A 15,784-nucleotide genomic window follows, 5' to 3' on the forward strand; every position below is an offset into this window, starting at 1 on the left:
TGGCTGCCGGCCGGGCCGTCACGGCCGCGGTCGCCGGTGGGGCCGGCCGGTTCCGCCGACCGCGACCACCTGGCCAGTGACCGGCGCGAGGCCGAAACAAGAGCCGTCGAATCATCGCCGGGAATGATCCGACGGGTCCTGGTCCCCCTTCGATCGGTCGGCGAGGGGTTGGGAGCCGCGGTCGACTGGGATGGCCAGTCTAGCGTGACCCGCCCGGGCTCGTTAGGGGCTCTTAACGCAGGAGGCCGCCCACATGGGCGACCCTTTCGGTTTCCCGGCATGGTTTCTGGGGGCAGCGGCAGGAATTCTGTCAACCACGGCGAAACAGATTTCCTACCTGCAAAACTTGTACACAGCTTGTACACAGATTGTGAATAACTCGCCCTTGCCGGGTGTTCCCATGGAGGGACTAGGCGGTGCAAATCGAGATTCGCGGCGTCGAGCGTCTGAGTTTCCGTGAACGCCAGGTTGTTTCCCTAAAAGAGATGGGGCTCAGCAACGCCGACGTGGCCGCCCGATTGCGCCTGAGCCCGGCCACCGTGGCCACCCTTTACAGCCGGGCGAAGAACAAGGGCTATCAGGTGGTCATCATCATGAGCGGGGACCCGTTGAATGTCTTCGATTCCAGTGAGCCGGTCGAGGACGAACCGGAGGACCACGATTCGCCGAAGCAGTAGCCGATCAGGTCTCGTCTGATTAAACCGCTCAGAAGGAGGATGACGGCCATGGCCCACCCACTCGCTGGCACGTCTCGGACGTCGCTGGTCGATTATGACCGAGATCGGGTCGGCACCGTCATCCGCCCGGCGGCCGCCCGGCGGCGCGCCGCCGCCAAGAGCCGGCCGAGGATCAAGGTTCGTTTCGGCCGGTTGCTGCTCGTCCTCTCCGTCGCCTATGGCTTCTTCCTCTTCGGTACGCAGGAATTCCGGATGTACCAGCTCAAGGTCCAAGAGCACAGAGTTCAAGGCGAAATCGATCGGCTCCGCCGGGAGAACCAAGATCTGGGCGAACAGATAAAATTCATGCAGAGCGACGAATACGTCGAAAAAGTGGCTCGCGAACAGCTCGGTCTGGTCAAAGATGGAGAGATACCGTACTACAACGGCACCCCGGGCGACCCCGGGAAGATCAAGAATGGGTCTGGATACTGAGGGTCAGGTGATTTGACGGCTTGACGCTGCAGGCTGGTTCTTGTATAATTTTGATTTGCAGATTATGAATCGAATAGGAGGACCAAGCCGCGGTCATGCAGTTGGAGGTCGGCCAAATCGTCGAGGGGACCGTCACCGGAATCACGCATTTCGGCGCTTTCGTGGAGATTCCGGGGGGTAAGACCGGATTAGTCCACATCTCAGAAGTGGCCGATGCCTACGTTCGGGACATCAAGGACTATCTCAAAGAAAAAGACAAGGTCAAGGTGAAGATCCTCTCGGTTGATCCGAAGGGAAAAATTGGCTTGTCCATCAAGCAGGCCAATCCCAACCGGCCAGCCGCTCATGGCCGGCGCCCCCCCAACCGGGAAGCCCGGATGTCCTTCGAGGACAAGCTGGCCAAGTTCATGAAGGACAGCGACGAACGCATCTCCGATCTCAGGAAGAGTACCGATTCCAAGCGGGGCGGACGCGGCGCGGGGCGGCGGGAGGGCGCCTGACGGCGGCGGCCAGTGGCCCCGGCCGGTTTCAAAGGTGACTTCAGGAAGCATGGCATTCCGGAAGGAATGCCTTTCTATTTAGTCGCCCGAGGCCGCCAAAGTCGTCAAGGAAAAACCAGCAAGCACCCAAGTTTGGTGAGGTTATCGACCTTGACGCTGATAGGTGATTATAATATAATCAGTCGTGGCCTTCGTCCGGAACAGGCGATGGCCGCGGGAACACGTCGCGGGGTAGAGCAGTCTGGTAGCTCGTCGGGCTCATAACCCGGAGGCCGTAGGTTCAAATCCTACCCCCGCAACCAAAAAACTCCGGCCGGCGCCAGACGGCCATCCACCGGGCACCAGGCGGCGTAGCTCAGTTGGCTAGAGCATGCGGTTCATACCCGCAGTGTCGGTGGTTCAAGTCCACCCGCCGCTACCGTTCTTCGGGCCATTAGCTCAACTGGCAGAGCAGGCGACTCTTAATCGCAAGGTTAGAGGTTCGATTCCTCTATGGCCCACAATTGAACAGTCTGGCCCCATGGTCAAGTGGCCTAAGACACCGCCCTTTCACGGCGGTAACTCGGGTTCGAATCCCGATGGGGTCACTAGCCTTGTCGCAAGGGCGACAAGGTTTTTTCTTTTTCTGTCACCGATGTCGTCGGCCCGCGATTCGTGGTCCCCGTCCGGCCCCAGGCCCCCTGCCCCTGTCGTACGCTCGCCGGCCGGCTGGCCGAGTTACGACAATAATCATGACCTGGGCTGGGTTAAGATTGGGCCAGCCGGTTGGTTCCCCCGGCCGGACCCACCGGTAGCAAGGGTCCGGGCCGGCACCCGGGTTACCACGGGGGGTGTCAAGGCCGACCAGATGGGCATCGTACATGAGCGCTCGCCATCCATGAAGGCCGGTGCACCGCGATGGTGGCCGCGGTCGGTGAGCCGCCGGCTGACCGGCCTCGACCTAGCTTTCGGCGGGCTCGGGTTCCTCCTGGGCCGGGCCTCGGTGGCCGGTCTCCTGGATCCGTTCGGGGTGGCCTTCGTCGCCGCCGTCACGGTGGTCCGGCCGCGTTCCGCCCTATTCGCCGCAACCTGCGCCTTCCTCGGATCGCTGGCCGGCCAGACCTGGGCCAGGGCCCTCGAGGTGGCGATCATCCTCTTCCTCCTGGGACCGGCCTTGACCGCCGTGCGGGCGGGGGCGGCCCAACTGCGCCGTCGTGGCGTGGTCACGGCCCTCTCCGTCTTCGGATTATCGCTCTTCGTCCGCGAGGCCGTTACCGTCATCACGTCGCCGGATTCCTTCGCCCTGCTGACGGCCGGCTTCGATGCGGTCCTGTCGGCGGTGCTGGCGGTGATCTTCACCCCAGCGGTCGATTTCTTGCAGGCCGGAAGGCCCGAGACAATCGACCGGGACCAACTGGTCTTCGTCGGGATCATGACGGCCGCCGCCGCCGCCGGGCTGTCCGGGATCAAGCTCGGGCCCTACGCCGTGGACGGGATGGTCGCGGCCTACCTGGTGATGGCCCTGGCCTCGCGGGGCGGCCTTGGTCTCGGGGCCGCCGCCGGAGTTCTCGTCGGTCTCGTGGGCGGTCTCCGCACGGGCCTGGCCGCGTCCTCAATCGGCTTGGAGGGTCTGGCCGGGCTTCTCGCCGGGATGTTCTCCGGCCTGGGCAAGGTCGGAGTGATCGCCGGCTACCTCCTCGCCAGGGCGGTCCTCGGGGCCGGCCTGGGCTTAGTCGAGGACCTACCGTTGCTGCTCATTCCGGCGGCGGCCGGGGCCATTCTCTTCGCCATGACCCCGTCGGCCACCCTGACTAGGCTGCTCGGGCCGGTGGAGGAGTCCGACGGCGGCCCCGGGCGGCGTCTGGACTCGGCGTCACCCATCGAGGCTCTCTCCTTCGGCGCGACCGACGAGGACGCCGATGGCCCGCCAATCGAGAGCCAGTACGCGGGACCCAACGCCGAGACGGTCGGCCGTTTGGTCGGGCTGTTCAATGACTTGGCCGGGGCGATCCAGGAGGTGGCCGCCGCCGGTCCGTCCAGGGAGGACCCGCTTCCGGCCTACTTCGAGTCGGTCAGCACCCAGGTCTGCGAGCGGTGCAGCCTTTACGGTCCATGTTGGAAGGACAACCTCCGGGACACCTATCGCCGGCTGATGGACCTGTGGAACAAGGCCGAGGCCGCCGGCGGCTTGACCATCGAGGATTACCCAAAGGGCGGCCGCCGCTGCTCCAAAGTGGGCGAGGTGGTCCTGGCCGCCGACTTCTGTCACCGCGCCGAACGGCTCCGACGGTCGACCCGGGAGCGCCTGCGGTACAGCCGGCTGGCGATGGCCGACCAGTGCAAGGGGGTTGCCTCCATTTTGGCCGAAGCGGCGGCCAAGGACGGCCGGAACGGTCAGGTCGAGCGCCGCCTGGCCCAATCGGTGAGGAGGGCCTTGGCCCGGGCGCCTGGGCCAAGCCAGGAGGTTGAGGTCAGGGTCGGCGGCGGCCGCCCGGTCGTGTCCATCCGCTCCCGGCCTTGCGAGACCGGGGACCTCTGCCGCGGGACCCTGGCTCCGCTGATTTCCGAGGCTGTCGGCACGGAAGTCGTCCCGCTCTGGCCGGACTGCGCCGATCAGGCCAGGCGTCCCTCGTGTACCCAGGTCTTTCGGAGCCACCTGCCGCTGGGCTGCGCGGTCGCCGTAGCCAGCCGGTCCAAGGATGGTCAGGCCGTCTCCGGCGATTCCTATCTGGCCAAGGAGCTTGACGACGGCCACATGGTCCTGGCCCTCAGCGACGGGATGGGGGCTGGCGCCGGGGCGGCTCGGGAGAGCCGTACCGCCGTGGCCCTTCTGGAACGACTCCTGGAATCGGGCTTCGGAGTCGATGCCGCGGTCAGGACGATCAACTCAGTCCTCCTCCTGCGGACGCCCGAGGACACCTTCGCCACCATCGACCTGGCCGTCATCGACCTGGCCACGGGGGATTGCGACTTCACCAAGATCGGGGCCTGCCCGAGCTACCTGCGGCGGGGCGAGCGGGTCGCGGCGATCAGGGCCTCCTCCGTCCCGGCCGGGATCCTTGGCGAGATCGACGTCGAGCCGGAGCACTGGCGGCTGCGCCCGGGGGATACCCTGATCATGGCGACCGACGGGGCGTTGGTCAAAGGGGACAAGGTGACCGGCCGCGAGGCCGACCTCGTCCGCCGGTTCAAGGCTGTGGGGGATGGCCCGCCCCAGGGTGTCGCGGCCAGCCTGATGGAATCGGTCGGTGAGACCGGGGCGCTCTGCGACGACCTGACGATTCTCTGCGCCCGGATCGAATCCCGCTAGAGGTCCGTCTTACCGGCCCCGAGGCGGGTCCTTCGTCCCCATACCTCAACCCGCATTCCTCCCCCCAATCCTGGCGCGGTGTGGCGTTTCGGCCACACCGTCCTTTTTGTCCTCGGGGCGCCGCGGCAGGGATGGTTCCGCGAAGCGCCGAAATGACTGGAAAGCGCTGGGCATAATAGGCCGGGAGGTGGCGGGCGTGGATCCCTTCGTGGCCAAGGTCAGGGCGGCGACGGAAGAATACGGACTCTTGGCGCCTGGTGACGGGGTGGTCATCGGCGTCTCCGGCGGTCCGGATTCCCTAGCCCTCCTCTTAGCCCTAAAAGAGCTGTCCGCCGATTACCGCCTTCAGTTGACCGTGGCCCACCTTGACCACGGGCTACGGGGAACGGCGGCCGAGGCCGATGCGGCCTTTGTCGGCCAACTGTCGACCCGGCTCGGGCTGCCGATCGTCCTAGGTAAGGCCGACGTCCCAGCCCTGGCGGAAGCCCGTGGCCTAGGTCCGGAGGAAGCGGCCAGGGAAGCGAGGTACGCCTTCCTGGCCCAGGTGGCGGAGGACCGCCACGCGCGGAAGGTCGCCGTCGGCCACACCCAGAACGACCAGGCGGAGACGGTCTTGATTCGGCTGATCCGCGGCACCGGGACCGACGGTTTGGCCGGGATGGCGGCGGCCCGACCGCTTGGAACGGCCATCCTCATCCGCCCGCTCCTCGAGGTGACCCGGGAGGAGACCGAGGGCTACTGCCGCCGGCTCGGCCTGGTCCCTCGCGAGGACGCCACCAACCACGACTCGGCCTACGTCCGTAACCGCGTCCGCAGCCGTCTATTGCCCATCCTGATCGGGGAATTTAACCCGTCGGTCGTCGCCGGGCTGGCCGACCTGGCCCGCCGGATGGGCGACGAAAGCCGCCTGCTGCAATCCATCGCCGGTGAGGCCTTCCGGCGGGTCGCCGCCGAGGATGAACTGGCCGGCGTGAGGCTGGATCTGAAGGGCCTCCTGGCTGAGCCTCCGGCCATTGGGCGCCGCCTGGTGCGCCATGCCGTCCGACTGGTTGGCGAGGGGTCGGGGCCGGCGGCGGAAAGGGTCGAGGCAGCCCTGGATCTTGCCCTCCGCGGGCGGACCGGGGGGGTCGTCCAACTCGGAGCCGGGTGCCGGGCCGTCAGGGAATCAGACAGTCTGACCATCCTACCGTCGGCCGGTCCTCGGTCCGCCTTCGAACCGCTGTCCTTGCCCGTACCAGGTCGGGCCGACCTGGTCGATCTCGGTCTGGCCATAACCGCCGAAGTCCGGCCGCCGGTGGCCTTCCCGGGCGGGGCCGGCGTCGGGCCTGGCGAGGCTTACCTGGACGCCGACGCCGCCTTGGGGCGGTCGAGTGGCGGCCTGTTGGTCCGACCGCGCCGCGCCGGCGACGCTTTCCACCCCCAGGGCGCCCCGGGCCGTCGGAAACTGAAAGATTTCTTGATCGACCGGAAGGTCTCCCGCCGTGAGCGGGAAGCGATCCCCATCGTCGTCCGGGCCGACGACCCGCAAGTCATCCTTTGGGTGGCCGGACATCGCCTCGACGAAGCCTTCACGGTCACCTCGAAGACCCGCCGGTTGCTCCATCTGAAGCTCTTTCGACCAGGCCCATGAGCCACCCGTGGTTTGTTTTTTATGATAGGGTGTGGTAAAATAATCTGGTCATCTGGTGCCACTAAAGGTGGCCAGGTTCAGGCCCTGAGCGGCGCCCCGAGACACGGCCACAGGGCCGCTAATCAGATTACTGACGGAAGGAGGGTCGGTCTTTGAGCAAAGGCATCAGGAGCCTCCTTTTCTATGCCCTAGTCCTGCTCCTAGCCTTGTGGGTGGCCCAGTACTTCAACCAACCGCAGCACCCCAAGACCCCCCTGACATATTCGGATTTCCTCGGTTACGTCAATCAGAACCAGGTCGAAAGCGTCAAGATCGTCGACAAGACGGTCACCGGGAAACTGAAGAACGGGACTGAGTTCTCGACCATCGCCCCGGAAGACCCGACCCTTTACCAGACCCTGCAGTCCAAGGGGGTCAAGGTCGAGTTCGGTCTGCCGCCTCAACCGCCCTGGTGGACCACCCTCCTGACGACCATCCTGCCGGTGGTCTTGGTGGTCGGGGCCTTTCTCTGGATCATGCAACAGAGCCAAGGCGGGGGCAACCGGGTCATGCAATTCGGCAAGAGCCGGGCCCGCCTGCATACTGAAGATAAACGAAAGATTACCTTCGAAGACGTCGCCGGGGCCGAGGAAGCCAAGGAAGAGATGGCCGAAATCGTCGACTTCCTCAAGCACCCCAAGCGCTATCTGGAGATGGGGGCCCGCATCCCCAAGGGCGTCCTGCTCTTCGGGGCCCCGGGCACCGGCAAGACTTACCTGGCCAGGGCCGTGGCCGGTGAAGCCGGCGTGCCCTTCTTCTCCATCAGCGGCTCCGACTTCGTCGAGATGTTCGTCGGCGTGGGCGCCTCGCGCGTCCGTGACCTCTTCGACCAAGCCAAGAAGAACGCCCCCTGCATCGTCTTTATCGATGAGATCGACGCCGTCGGCCGCCAGCGTGGCGCTGGTTACGGCGGCGGTCATGATGAGCGCGAGCAGACCTTGAACCAATTGCTCGTCGAGATGGACGGTTTCGGGGTTAACGAGGGGATCATCGTCATGGCGGCGACCAACCGCCCCGACGTCCTCGACCCGGCCCTGCAGCGCCCCGGCCGGTTCGACCGGCAGATCACGATTGACAAGCCCGACCTCAACGAACGCCTCGCCGTCCTCAAGGTCCACACTCGCGGCAAGCCCCTCGAGCGCGAGGTCGACCTGGAGGTCCTGGCCCGCCGGACGCCCGGGTTCACCCCGGCCGACCTGGAAAATCTGTGCAATGAGGCCGCCCTTCTGGCGGCCCGCCGCCGCAAGAAGAGGATCGGCATGGACGAGCTCGAAGAGGGCATCAACCGGGTGATCGCCGGCCCGGAGAAGAAGAGCCGGATCATGAGCGAGAAGGAAAAGCGGATGGTGGCCTTCCACGAGGCCGCCCACGCCCTGGTGGGCAAGCTTCTCCCCAATGCCGATCCGATCCACAAGGTGTCGATCATCCCGCGAGGCGGGGCCCTGGGTTATGTCCTGCACCTGCCGGTGGAAGACAAGTACCTGATCACCAAGTCCGAGATCCTCGACCGGATCACGATCGCCCTCGCCGGTCGGGCGGCCGAGGAGATGGTCTTTAGTGAGGCCAGCTCCGGCGCGGAGAACGACCTCGAAACCTCGACCAAGCTCATTCGCAAGATGATCATGGAGTTCGGGATGTCCGAGGAGCTCGGCCCCCTCACCTTCGGCAACAAGCAGGACCTGGTGTTCCTGGGCCGAGACATCGCCCGCGACCGTAACTACAGCGAGGAAGTGGCGGCCGAGATCGATAAAGAGGTCCACGACATCGTGACCAGCTGCTATAAGAAGGCCGTGGGCCTGCTGACCGAGAATCGGGCCAAGATGGAGAAGATCGCCGCGGCCTTGCTCGCGCGGGAGACCCTCGAGGCGAACGACATTGACGCTCTACTGGCCGGCGAGGAACTCGGCCCCAAGCGGGCCGGCGAGCCGGGAATGCAGGGCGAGGAGCAGCGCCCGGCCCAGGGGGTCGACTCGAGGCCGGTCCCGAAGATCGGCCTCGTCGCCGATAAACCGCGTCCGGTCTCATAAGACCCCGCGGCCCAAGAGCCCGAAAAGGAAAGCCGCACCAGCCACTGGTGCGGCTTTTGTGTCTCTCTTGGGGCCAGGCTCGGAGCTGCTCGCCTCAAGGGGCCTTTGACTGACCACCGCCGGCCCCGGAGCCGGGGCCCGAAGTGAGCACTTCGCCATAGTGGCGGACCTGGTTTGCGCCCATCTCCTTGGCCAAGAGCACCGACTTCCAGGCCCGCTCGAAGAGCTCGTCGGCGGTTCGAGCGTCCTGCGGGAAGCAGGCGATGCCCAGGCTGATGGTCAACGACCGGACCGTCCGCCCGTCGGCCCAGGCCGGGTGTTCGGCCACCTTCTGCCGGAGCCTCCTGGCCAGGAAATGAGCCCCGGCCGGATCGGTCTCGGGGATGATCAGGGCGAACTCCTCGCCCCCGCAGCGGGCGACGAAGTCGCATCCACGAACGCTGGAGCGGATCAGATTGGCCAAGTCGGCCAGGGTCCGGTCGCCGGACTCCCGACCATGTTCCTGATTGACCGCCGAAAAACGGTCGAGATCGGCCAGGACGAGACTGAGCTGGTGACCGTACCGGGCGGCCCGGGCGACTTCCTCGGCCAGCCGGTAGCGGAAGAACCTCCGATTATAGAGCCCGGTCAGCGGATCGGTCGCCGAATCGGCCAGCGCCGCATTGAGCTCCCCCTCGAGGTGGCGATGGAGGCCGGCGGCCACTTCCCGCTGCTGCCGCAAGGGACCAAGGAGCTCGTTGAACCCAGCCACCAGGCTGCCGAATTCATCACGGGTCTCCAACTTGAGCGGCTCGGGCAGGTCCCCCCGGGCGGTCCGCCGGAAGGCCTTCAAGAGGCGGTCGGCCGGGGCCTTGATCCGGCGGTCGACGATGATCGTCGTCCCGGCCACCAGGGCCGCCAGGCCGACCAAGCCCAGAAGGATCAGACGCGTCCCGAGCCCGGCCGTGGCCGCCAGCCGGTCGGCTTCGGGCAGAGCCCCCAGGGTGTCACCGAGCCCGATCAGGAAGAGGCCGATGAGCCCTCCAATGACGGCGATGAAGATGGCCGTCAGGGGGATGACGAAACGCGACCGCCAGGACAAACCCTTGACAGGAGCCACCCGGATGCACCACCCCGCTTGAACCGACGGTCAAGAGGACCGTCCTGTAAGGATTTGGTTCAACGCGGAGTTGGAAAATCCTTCTGGTGGGGCGGTATGCCGATTTAAACCGGGTTTCGTTACCTAGGTGACGGTGACTCGATGGCCCTGGAACATCGTTGGTTCAAGCACTGGAGCCACTTGGCCCGCCCTTGCGTTCGGGGATCATGAGTGAGGCCGCGATGGAGATCGCCAAGACCAGCAAGATCACGCCAAGCGACAGATCGGTGCGGATGTCGACGAAACCGGTGGTCAGCATCTTCAGGCCGACGAAAGCGAGGATGAAGCCGAGCCCGATCTTGAGGTAACGGAAGTGGTCGATCACCCCGGCCAGGAGGAAGTAGAACGCCCGAAGACCGAGGATGGCGAAGACGTTGGAGCTATATACCAGGAAGGGGTCGCGAGTCACGCCGAAGATGGCCGGGATGGAATCCACGGCAAAGACGACGTCGCTGGTTTCCACGATGATCAGGACCAGGAGGAGCGGAGTGAACATCAGCTTCCCGTCGACCCGGGTCAGGAAGCGGTGTCCGGCAAGCTTCGGTGAGAAGGGCAGGAACTTCTGAACCAGCCTGGCTATGGGGTTGCCCTCGATGTCCATGGTCTCATTACCTTTTTGGAGGGCGATCTTGTAGCCCGAATAGAGCAGGAAGGCGCCGAAGACATAGATGGTCCAGTGGAAAGCGTTGATCAAGCTGATCCCGGCGACGATCATCACCGCCCGCAGGACCAGGGCCCCCAAGATCCCCCAAAAGAGCACTCGGTGCTGATACCTGGAGGGGATGGCGAAATAAGAGAAGATGAGGACAAAGACGAAGATATTGTCAAAACTCAGCGAGCGTTCGATGATGTAGCCCGCCAGGAATTGCAGGGCCGCCTCTCGGCCGGCCCAGAAGTACAGGACCACGTTGAAGAGAAGGGCGACGATGATCCAGACGATGCTCCAGATGGTCGCCTCTTTGATCGAGATCGCGTGGACCTTCCGGTTGAAGACACCGAGGTCCAGCGCGAGGAGGGCCAGAATCAGCGCCGTGAATCCGGTCCAAACCCAGATACCAGCCTGCATAGGTTAACAGCACCCCCGGAACTAGGATGTCCGCATATGAAATGGGACACAGCAAAACCTGGTTCGCTCTGAACCAAGGTCTCGCCGTGTCCCCAAAAAAGAAGGTGACAAACGCAACCGGGGGAAGCCCTAGCCAGGCTAACCCGTATTGACCGATCGCGCTACCTGATCCCTCAGGCTGGCTACTCCCCTTGCGAGGTATTCATCTACGTAAGACAATACGCGCCCACAGCGAGGATGTCAAGGGTCTTTTGGGGTTGTGAACCCCTCCGTTTGCTTGGGTTTTTCGCCGAATCCCCGACCTTCACCCTTCGGCAAGACGGTACCGCCGAAATCCGCACCGGCGCGACTGCTTGGAAGGGGATGGGCGGCCCGGTGGCTAATCTGTTGTATTGCCTTTCGGCCGGGAACCCTAACCGTACGAGCCGCCCCGGAGGTGTCTCTTGAAGGAACTGTTCGTCCGAGCCCGTCTTCGCTTGGTCTCCAAAAGGCTCGTCCCCCAGGACGTGCAGGCCGTCCTCAGGCGTCTCTGGCTCCACCGGCACCAGGCCTTCATCGTCGGCGGCTGCGTCCGCGATATGGTCCTCGGGAAGAGGCCACAGGATTGGGACGTGACCACCGACGCCCTACCCGACGAGGTCGCGCGGTTCTTCGAGCGCACCGTGCCGAGCGGGGTCAAGCACGGCACGGTGACCGTCCTGACCCCCGGGCCGGCTATCGAGGTCACCACCTACCGCGTGGACGCGGGGTACAGCGACTTCCGCCATCCCGACCAGGTCGTCTTCACCAGGAGCCTATGCGAAGACCTGGCCCGCCGGGACTTGACCATCAACGCCATGGCCCTCGGACCCCACGGCGACCTGGTCGACCCCTTCAACGGGCTGCGAGACCTCGAACGCAAGGTCGTCCGGGCCGTGGGCGACCCGGCTCAGCGTTTCCGAGAAGACGCCCTGCGGATGATGCGGGCCGTCCGGTTCTCGGCTCAGCTGGGGATGACCATCGACGGGCCGACCCTCGCCGCGGTCAAAGATCAGGCCGAATTGCTGAAGCATGTCTCGGCCGAGCGCATCCGCGATGAGTTCTCCAAGATCCTGCTGTCGCCGTCTCCTTCCGTGGCCCTGGAGATCCTGCGCCAGACCGGTCTTCTGGCCCTGTTCCTGCCCGAGCTTATCGAAGGAGTGGGCTTCGAGCAGAACGTCCATCACGCCTTCACCGTCTGGGAGCATACCCTGATTGCCGTCGACGCCATCCCGCCCGAGCTCCACCTGCGCCTGACGGCGCTCCTCCATGACGTGGCCAAACCGCGGACCCTCACCATCATCGACGGCGAGCGGCACTTCTACGACCACGAGAACCTGGGGGCGGCGATGGCCCGGGCGATCCTCCGGCGGCTCAGGTACGACAACGAGACGGTGGCCAAAGTCACCCATCTCATCCGCAACCACATGGCCCTACACCTGAGCCCGCAGATGAAGGACTCGGCGGTGCGGCGGCTGGTCGCCCGGGTCGGCCTGGACAACATCCGCGACCTTCTGGAACTCCGCCGGGCCGATCGGATCGGTTCAGGGAAGAAACCGGGGCCGGTCTCCCACGGGACCCTCAGGCTTCTGGCCCGGATCGAGCAGGTCCTCAAGGAAGACACGGCCTTCGGCCTCAAGGACCTGGCCATCGACGGGCACGACGTGATGCAGATCGGCGGCCTGCGACCGGGTCCGCGGGTCGGGCGGATCCTGAAGCGCCTCTTCGAGGAGGTCCTTGAAGACCCGCAGATGAACACGAGAGCAACCCTCGAGGCCAGGGTCAAGGAAATGGTCAGATCGGGGGAACCAATCCCTACCGACGAGGACGAGTCCCCCTCGGACGATGAATCAACCTAAGGTATCCTGGGGCCACCTGCGAGGGTGGCCTTGACGTCCGGGTGAGGGGCGGGTTATCCAAGGAGGCGACGCCCATGCTGTCAGGTCGAGAACTGGCCCGTGTCTTCGAACATTTTTCGCCCTTCGAGATTGATGGAAGCCTCAAGCCGCAAGGAGAGCGGGTGACCATCCTGGCCGCCAACGCGAACCTCCCCCTGGAGATCCAGGCGAGGGCTTTCGCCATGGCTGCCGCCGAAGGGGATAGCTCTCCGCTCATCGTCCAGTTGAGCCATAACGCCCTGAGCCTGATCGGCGGCGACCCGGAAGCCTTCCCGGCCCCCCCCGGGGTCCAACGCGACGACCGGGTCCGCCCGGTCATCGACGGGGCCGTCCTCGGGAACTGGCTGATCGAGGAGTTCGCCGCCCACTACGGGGCCGAGTGGGTGGCCGTCTCCCTGGACCACTTCAAGCTGCCGGCCTACGTGCCACCCGGGCAGGTCGCCGACCCGGGGTCCGGCTTGGCCTTCGGCGAAGAACTGGCCGCGCTCGACGTCGAGCTGGCCGAGAGGCGGGTCGTTCATGCCCTCGCCGCGGTCGAGCCGGTCCACCTCGGGGAAGTCGACCGGACCGAGGAGACTCTGCGGTCCTACGTGACCTACCTTTGCAGCGCCCGCTATCGCCAGTTCAAGCAGGACTTCATGGCCGTCATCGGGACCATCTCCCCGGCTTGGGCGATGATCGACACCGAGAAGCTACCGCCGGTCCTCGACTTCGCCGTCACCCGGGACGTCATTGACGGTGTCCGGGACGAGCTCGGTAACGACGACGTGGTCATCGAGGCCGAGTATGGAGCGACGGGCACCCGGGGCCAGGCCATCCAGTACACGCCGACCCGCGGTGCCGACTTGGAGAGTCTGGCCCGGCAGGTGGCGGCGTTCATCGCCTACACCGGGGCCGAGGCGATCGCCTACCCCATCGGGATGGAGCACGCCGCCAGGAGCGGCGAGGCTCACGAGCCCGACGTCGAACGGCTTTCCGCCGTCCAACGGGAGATCCTGACCTGGACCGGACGTTACGTGCCCTTCGTCCAGCACGGGGGGACCGGGGCGGCCACCGTCGTCCGCGGCTTGGTCGGCAAGGACAACGTCAACACCCATTTCTTGGTCGCCGGGGCCAATGCCCTCGCCGATTGGGTCCTCCGATACCAGACCGACATTCGGGCCGGCGATAAGAAGGCCGCCGGGACCGGCTTTTTCACCCGGATGACGGCGGCGGTCTTCGAGGCGACGGTGGACAAACTGAAGGAGTGCGGCAGCTACCAGACCGGACCAGAGATCGAAGAACTCCTCGACGACTAGGGGGGACCAAGCTTGGACGACGCCCGTCTGCCGGCGCTCAAAGCGGCCGCGACCAAAGCAGTCGAGGCGATGGCGGCTGGGGCGAGTTCTACGTCCGGGCGGCCACCCGAGACTACCTCGATCAAGTCGTCGCCCGGGTCAAGGACTGCGCCGCCGGAGGGGCCCTGGCCGCCGGGGCCAAGCTCGAGGTGGAGGAGGGAGTCGGTTACGATGACCTGCGGCCCAACCGGCCATTGATGCGGGCCGGCCTGGATAACCTGCGACAACTCGGGGTCGAGCCGGAGGACACGTTCGGCCAACGGCTGAGCGCCTCGACGGACGTCGGTAACGTCAGCCACGCCTGCCCCACCGCGGCTCCAGGCATTTTCATCGCCCCAAGCTCCGTCCCCGGTCACAGCCGGGAGTTCGCGGCGGCCGCCGCCTCTGAGGCCGGGCACCGCGGGCTCCTCTTGGCCGCTAAGATGTTGGCCATGACGGCGCTCGACGTGATCATGCGGCCGAGCCTGGCCTGGGAAATGGAAGCGGACTTCGCGGCGGAAGGGCCCCCGGGGACACTCTAGACCACAGTCAGGAGCGAAGCAATGGGAACTGAGATCTTTGAAGGACGGCGCCGGCGCCTGGCCGGCATGGCCGACCGGTCGGGGCTGGACGGAGTCGTCGTCGTCCCCGGGGCCAACCTGTACTACCTGACCGGGCTGACGATGAAGAGCAGCGAACGGACGGCGATGGCGTTCATCCCTGTCGGGAGGCCGCTGGTGGTGGTCACCCCTCTCCTCGAGGAGGAGAAGGTACGCCGCGAGACCGGGGCCGGCGAAGTCTACGCCTATGCCGACGAGGATGGTCCGGCCGGGGCGGTCCGCTCGGCCCTGGCTTCGGCCTTCCCGGCCGCCAGGGCGGGGCGAGTGTGTCGGCTCGGCCTGGAGCATCGGACCATGCGACTCTTCGAGTTCCGACTGCTGCAAGAGGCCATCCCCGGTTTGGAAGCCGAGGACGCCGGAAGGCTCACGACTCAACTGCGGGTCCGTAAGGACCCCGGCGAGATCGAGTTGATCGAGAAGGCCGTGGCCGTCGTCGAAGAGGCCACTCGGGCTGGGGCCGAAGCCGCTCGGGCCGGGGTCACCGAGGCGGCCGTCGCCCGGGCCATCGAGGCGGCCATCCGCCGGGACGAGACGGCCACCGGAGGATGCATGGTCGCCTCCGGCCCGCGAAGCGCCATGCCCCACGCGCTGACCGGTGACCGGGTCATCGGCGAGGGCGAGACCGTCTGGGCTGACATCGTCGTGGAACGCCAGGGGTATCTGGCCGACATCACCCGGACCCACGTCGTCGGCACCCTCGATGGTGAACTCGACCGGGCTTACGAAGTGGTCCTCGCCGCCCAGCAACTGGCCAGGGAAGGGATCCGACCGGGGATGACCGGCGCCGACGTCGACGCCCTGGCGCGGGACTACATCGCCCAAAGTGGCTTTGGGGAATACTTCACTCATCGGACGGGACACGGGCTGGGTCTCGAGGTCCACGAAGAACCCTACATCGTCCGCGGCAACCGCGAGCCTCTCAAACCGGGCATGGTCTTCACCGTCGAGCCCGGAATCTACCTGCCGGGCAAGGGCGGGGTCAGGGTCGAGGACGACCTCCTCCTCACCGAGGAAGGCGGGCGCAGCCTGACCACTTATCCACGCGACCTGCGGCCGAGCCGTCGGCCACCGCGGTCATGACGCGATCGCCCG

12 protein-coding genes and 4 tRNA genes are annotated in these 15,784 nt (G+C 65.7%); 14 read left to right on the forward strand and 2 right to left on the reverse strand.

Going from position 1 to position 15,784, the window contains the following annotated elements:
- Positions 1-416: 416 nt before the first annotated feature.
- The 10 genes from VGL40_06040 (at position 417) to ftsH (ending at position 8,636) form a co-directional block, all read left to right on the forward strand.
- Positions 417-677, forward strand: coding sequence for a sigma factor-like helix-turn-helix DNA-binding protein (locus VGL40_06040; GenBank protein ID HEY3314831.1), 261 nt, complete (start codon positions 417-419; stop codon positions 675-677).
- Positions 678-725: 48 nt separating this feature from the next.
- Positions 726-1,151: a septum formation initiator family protein gene (locus tag VGL40_06045; GenBank protein ID HEY3314832.1), complete on the forward strand. Its 426-nt coding sequence runs from the start codon at positions 726-728 to the stop codon at positions 1,149-1,151.
- 95 nt (positions 1,152-1,246) lie between these two features.
- The gene (locus VGL40_06050; protein ID HEY3314833.1) at positions 1,247-1,651 is read left to right on the forward strand and encodes a S1 RNA-binding domain-containing protein; all 405 of its coding nucleotides are present in this window, start codon (positions 1,247-1,249) and stop codon (positions 1,649-1,651) included.
- A gap of 225 nt (positions 1,652-1,876) precedes the next feature.
- Positions 1,877-1,953: transfer RNA gene (locus VGL40_06055), tRNA-Met, on the forward strand.
- 42 nt (positions 1,954-1,995) lie between these two features.
- Positions 1,996-2,069, forward strand: a tRNA-Met gene (locus tag VGL40_06060).
- 9 nt (positions 2,070-2,078) lie between these two features.
- Positions 2,079-2,151 (forward strand) — tRNA-Lys (locus VGL40_06065).
- Positions 2,152-2,165: 14 nt separating this feature from the next.
- Positions 2,166-2,238 (forward strand) — tRNA-Glu (locus VGL40_06070).
- Between the two features lie 326 nt (positions 2,239-2,564).
- Positions 2,565-4,940 (forward strand): SpoIIE family protein phosphatase, encoded by a 2,376-nt coding sequence (locus VGL40_06075; protein HEY3314834.1) that lies wholly within the window; start codon positions 2,565-2,567, stop codon positions 4,938-4,940.
- Positions 4,941-5,136: 196 nt separating this feature from the next.
- Positions 5,137-6,570 (forward strand): tRNA lysidine(34) synthetase TilS, encoded by a 1,434-nt coding sequence (gene tilS, locus VGL40_06080; protein HEY3314835.1) that lies wholly within the window; start codon positions 5,137-5,139, stop codon positions 6,568-6,570.
- A 152-nt stretch (positions 6,571-6,722) separates the two neighbouring features.
- A complete protein-coding gene (ftsH, locus tag VGL40_06085) occupies positions 6,723-8,636 on the forward strand; it encodes an ATP-dependent zinc metalloprotease FtsH (protein HEY3314836.1) in 1,914 nt (637 codons plus the stop codon).
- 94 nt (positions 8,637-8,730) lie between these two features.
- Here the strand turns inward: ftsH and VGL40_06090 are convergent, their stop codons facing one another.
- Positions 8,731-9,735, reverse strand: coding sequence for a diguanylate cyclase (locus tag VGL40_06090; protein HEY3314837.1), 1,005 nt, complete (start codon positions 9,733-9,735; stop codon positions 8,731-8,733).
- A gap of 163 nt (positions 9,736-9,898) precedes the next feature.
- The gene (locus VGL40_06095) at positions 9,899-10,840 is read right to left on the reverse strand and encodes a TerC family protein (GenBank protein HEY3314838.1); all 942 of its coding nucleotides are present in this window, start codon (positions 10,838-10,840) and stop codon (positions 9,899-9,901) included.
- Between the two features lie 443 nt (positions 10,841-11,283).
- Here VGL40_06095 and VGL40_06100 point away from each other — a divergent pair, with 443 nt between their 5' ends.
- From VGL40_06100 to VGL40_06115, 4 genes are all read left to right on the forward strand, one after another.
- A complete protein-coding gene (locus VGL40_06100; GenBank protein HEY3314839.1) occupies positions 11,284-12,717 on the forward strand; it encodes an HDIG domain-containing protein in 1,434 nt (477 codons plus the stop codon).
- A 74-nt stretch (positions 12,718-12,791) separates the two neighbouring features.
- On the forward strand, positions 12,792-14,054 hold the full coding sequence (locus tag VGL40_06105; GenBank protein ID HEY3314840.1) for a class II fructose-bisphosphate aldolase: 1,263 nt from the start codon (positions 12,792-12,794) through the stop codon (positions 14,052-14,054).
- Positions 14,003-14,614: a hypothetical protein gene (locus VGL40_06110; protein HEY3314841.1), complete on the forward strand. Its 612-nt coding sequence runs from the start codon at positions 14,003-14,005 to the stop codon at positions 14,612-14,614. The genes VGL40_06105 and VGL40_06110 overlap by 52 nt, the downstream gene beginning before the upstream one ends.
- 21 nt (positions 14,615-14,635) lie before the next feature.
- Positions 14,636-15,772, forward strand: a complete 1,137-nt coding sequence (locus VGL40_06115; GenBank protein HEY3314842.1) for a Xaa-Pro peptidase family protein — start codon at positions 14,636-14,638, stop codon at positions 15,770-15,772.
- The last annotated feature ends 12 nt before the right edge of the window (positions 15,773-15,784 follow it).

It is taken from the genome of Bacillota bacterium (genome assembly GCA_036504675.1).
GTDB lineage: Bacteria > Bacillota > Sulfobacillia > JAJYWN01 > JAJZPE01 > DASXUT01.

Coding starts and splice junctions, on each gene's coding strand:
- VGL40_06045 (HEY3314832.1), top strand. CDS start 726: ATGGCCCACCCACTCGCTGGCACGTCTCGGACGTCGCTGGTCGATTAT.
- VGL40_06050 (HEY3314833.1), top strand. CDS start 1,247: ATGCAGTTGGAGGTCGGCCAAATCGTCGAGGGGACCGTCACCGGAATC.
- VGL40_06095 (HEY3314838.1), bottom strand. CDS start 10,840: ATGCAGGCTGGTATCTGGGTTTGGACCGGATTCACGGCGCTGATTCTG.
- VGL40_06105 (HEY3314840.1), top strand. CDS start 12,792: ATGCTGTCAGGTCGAGAACTGGCCCGTGTCTTCGAACATTTTTCGCCC.
- VGL40_06115 (HEY3314842.1), top strand. CDS start 14,636: ATGGGAACTGAGATCTTTGAAGGACGGCGCCGGCGCCTGGCCGGCATG.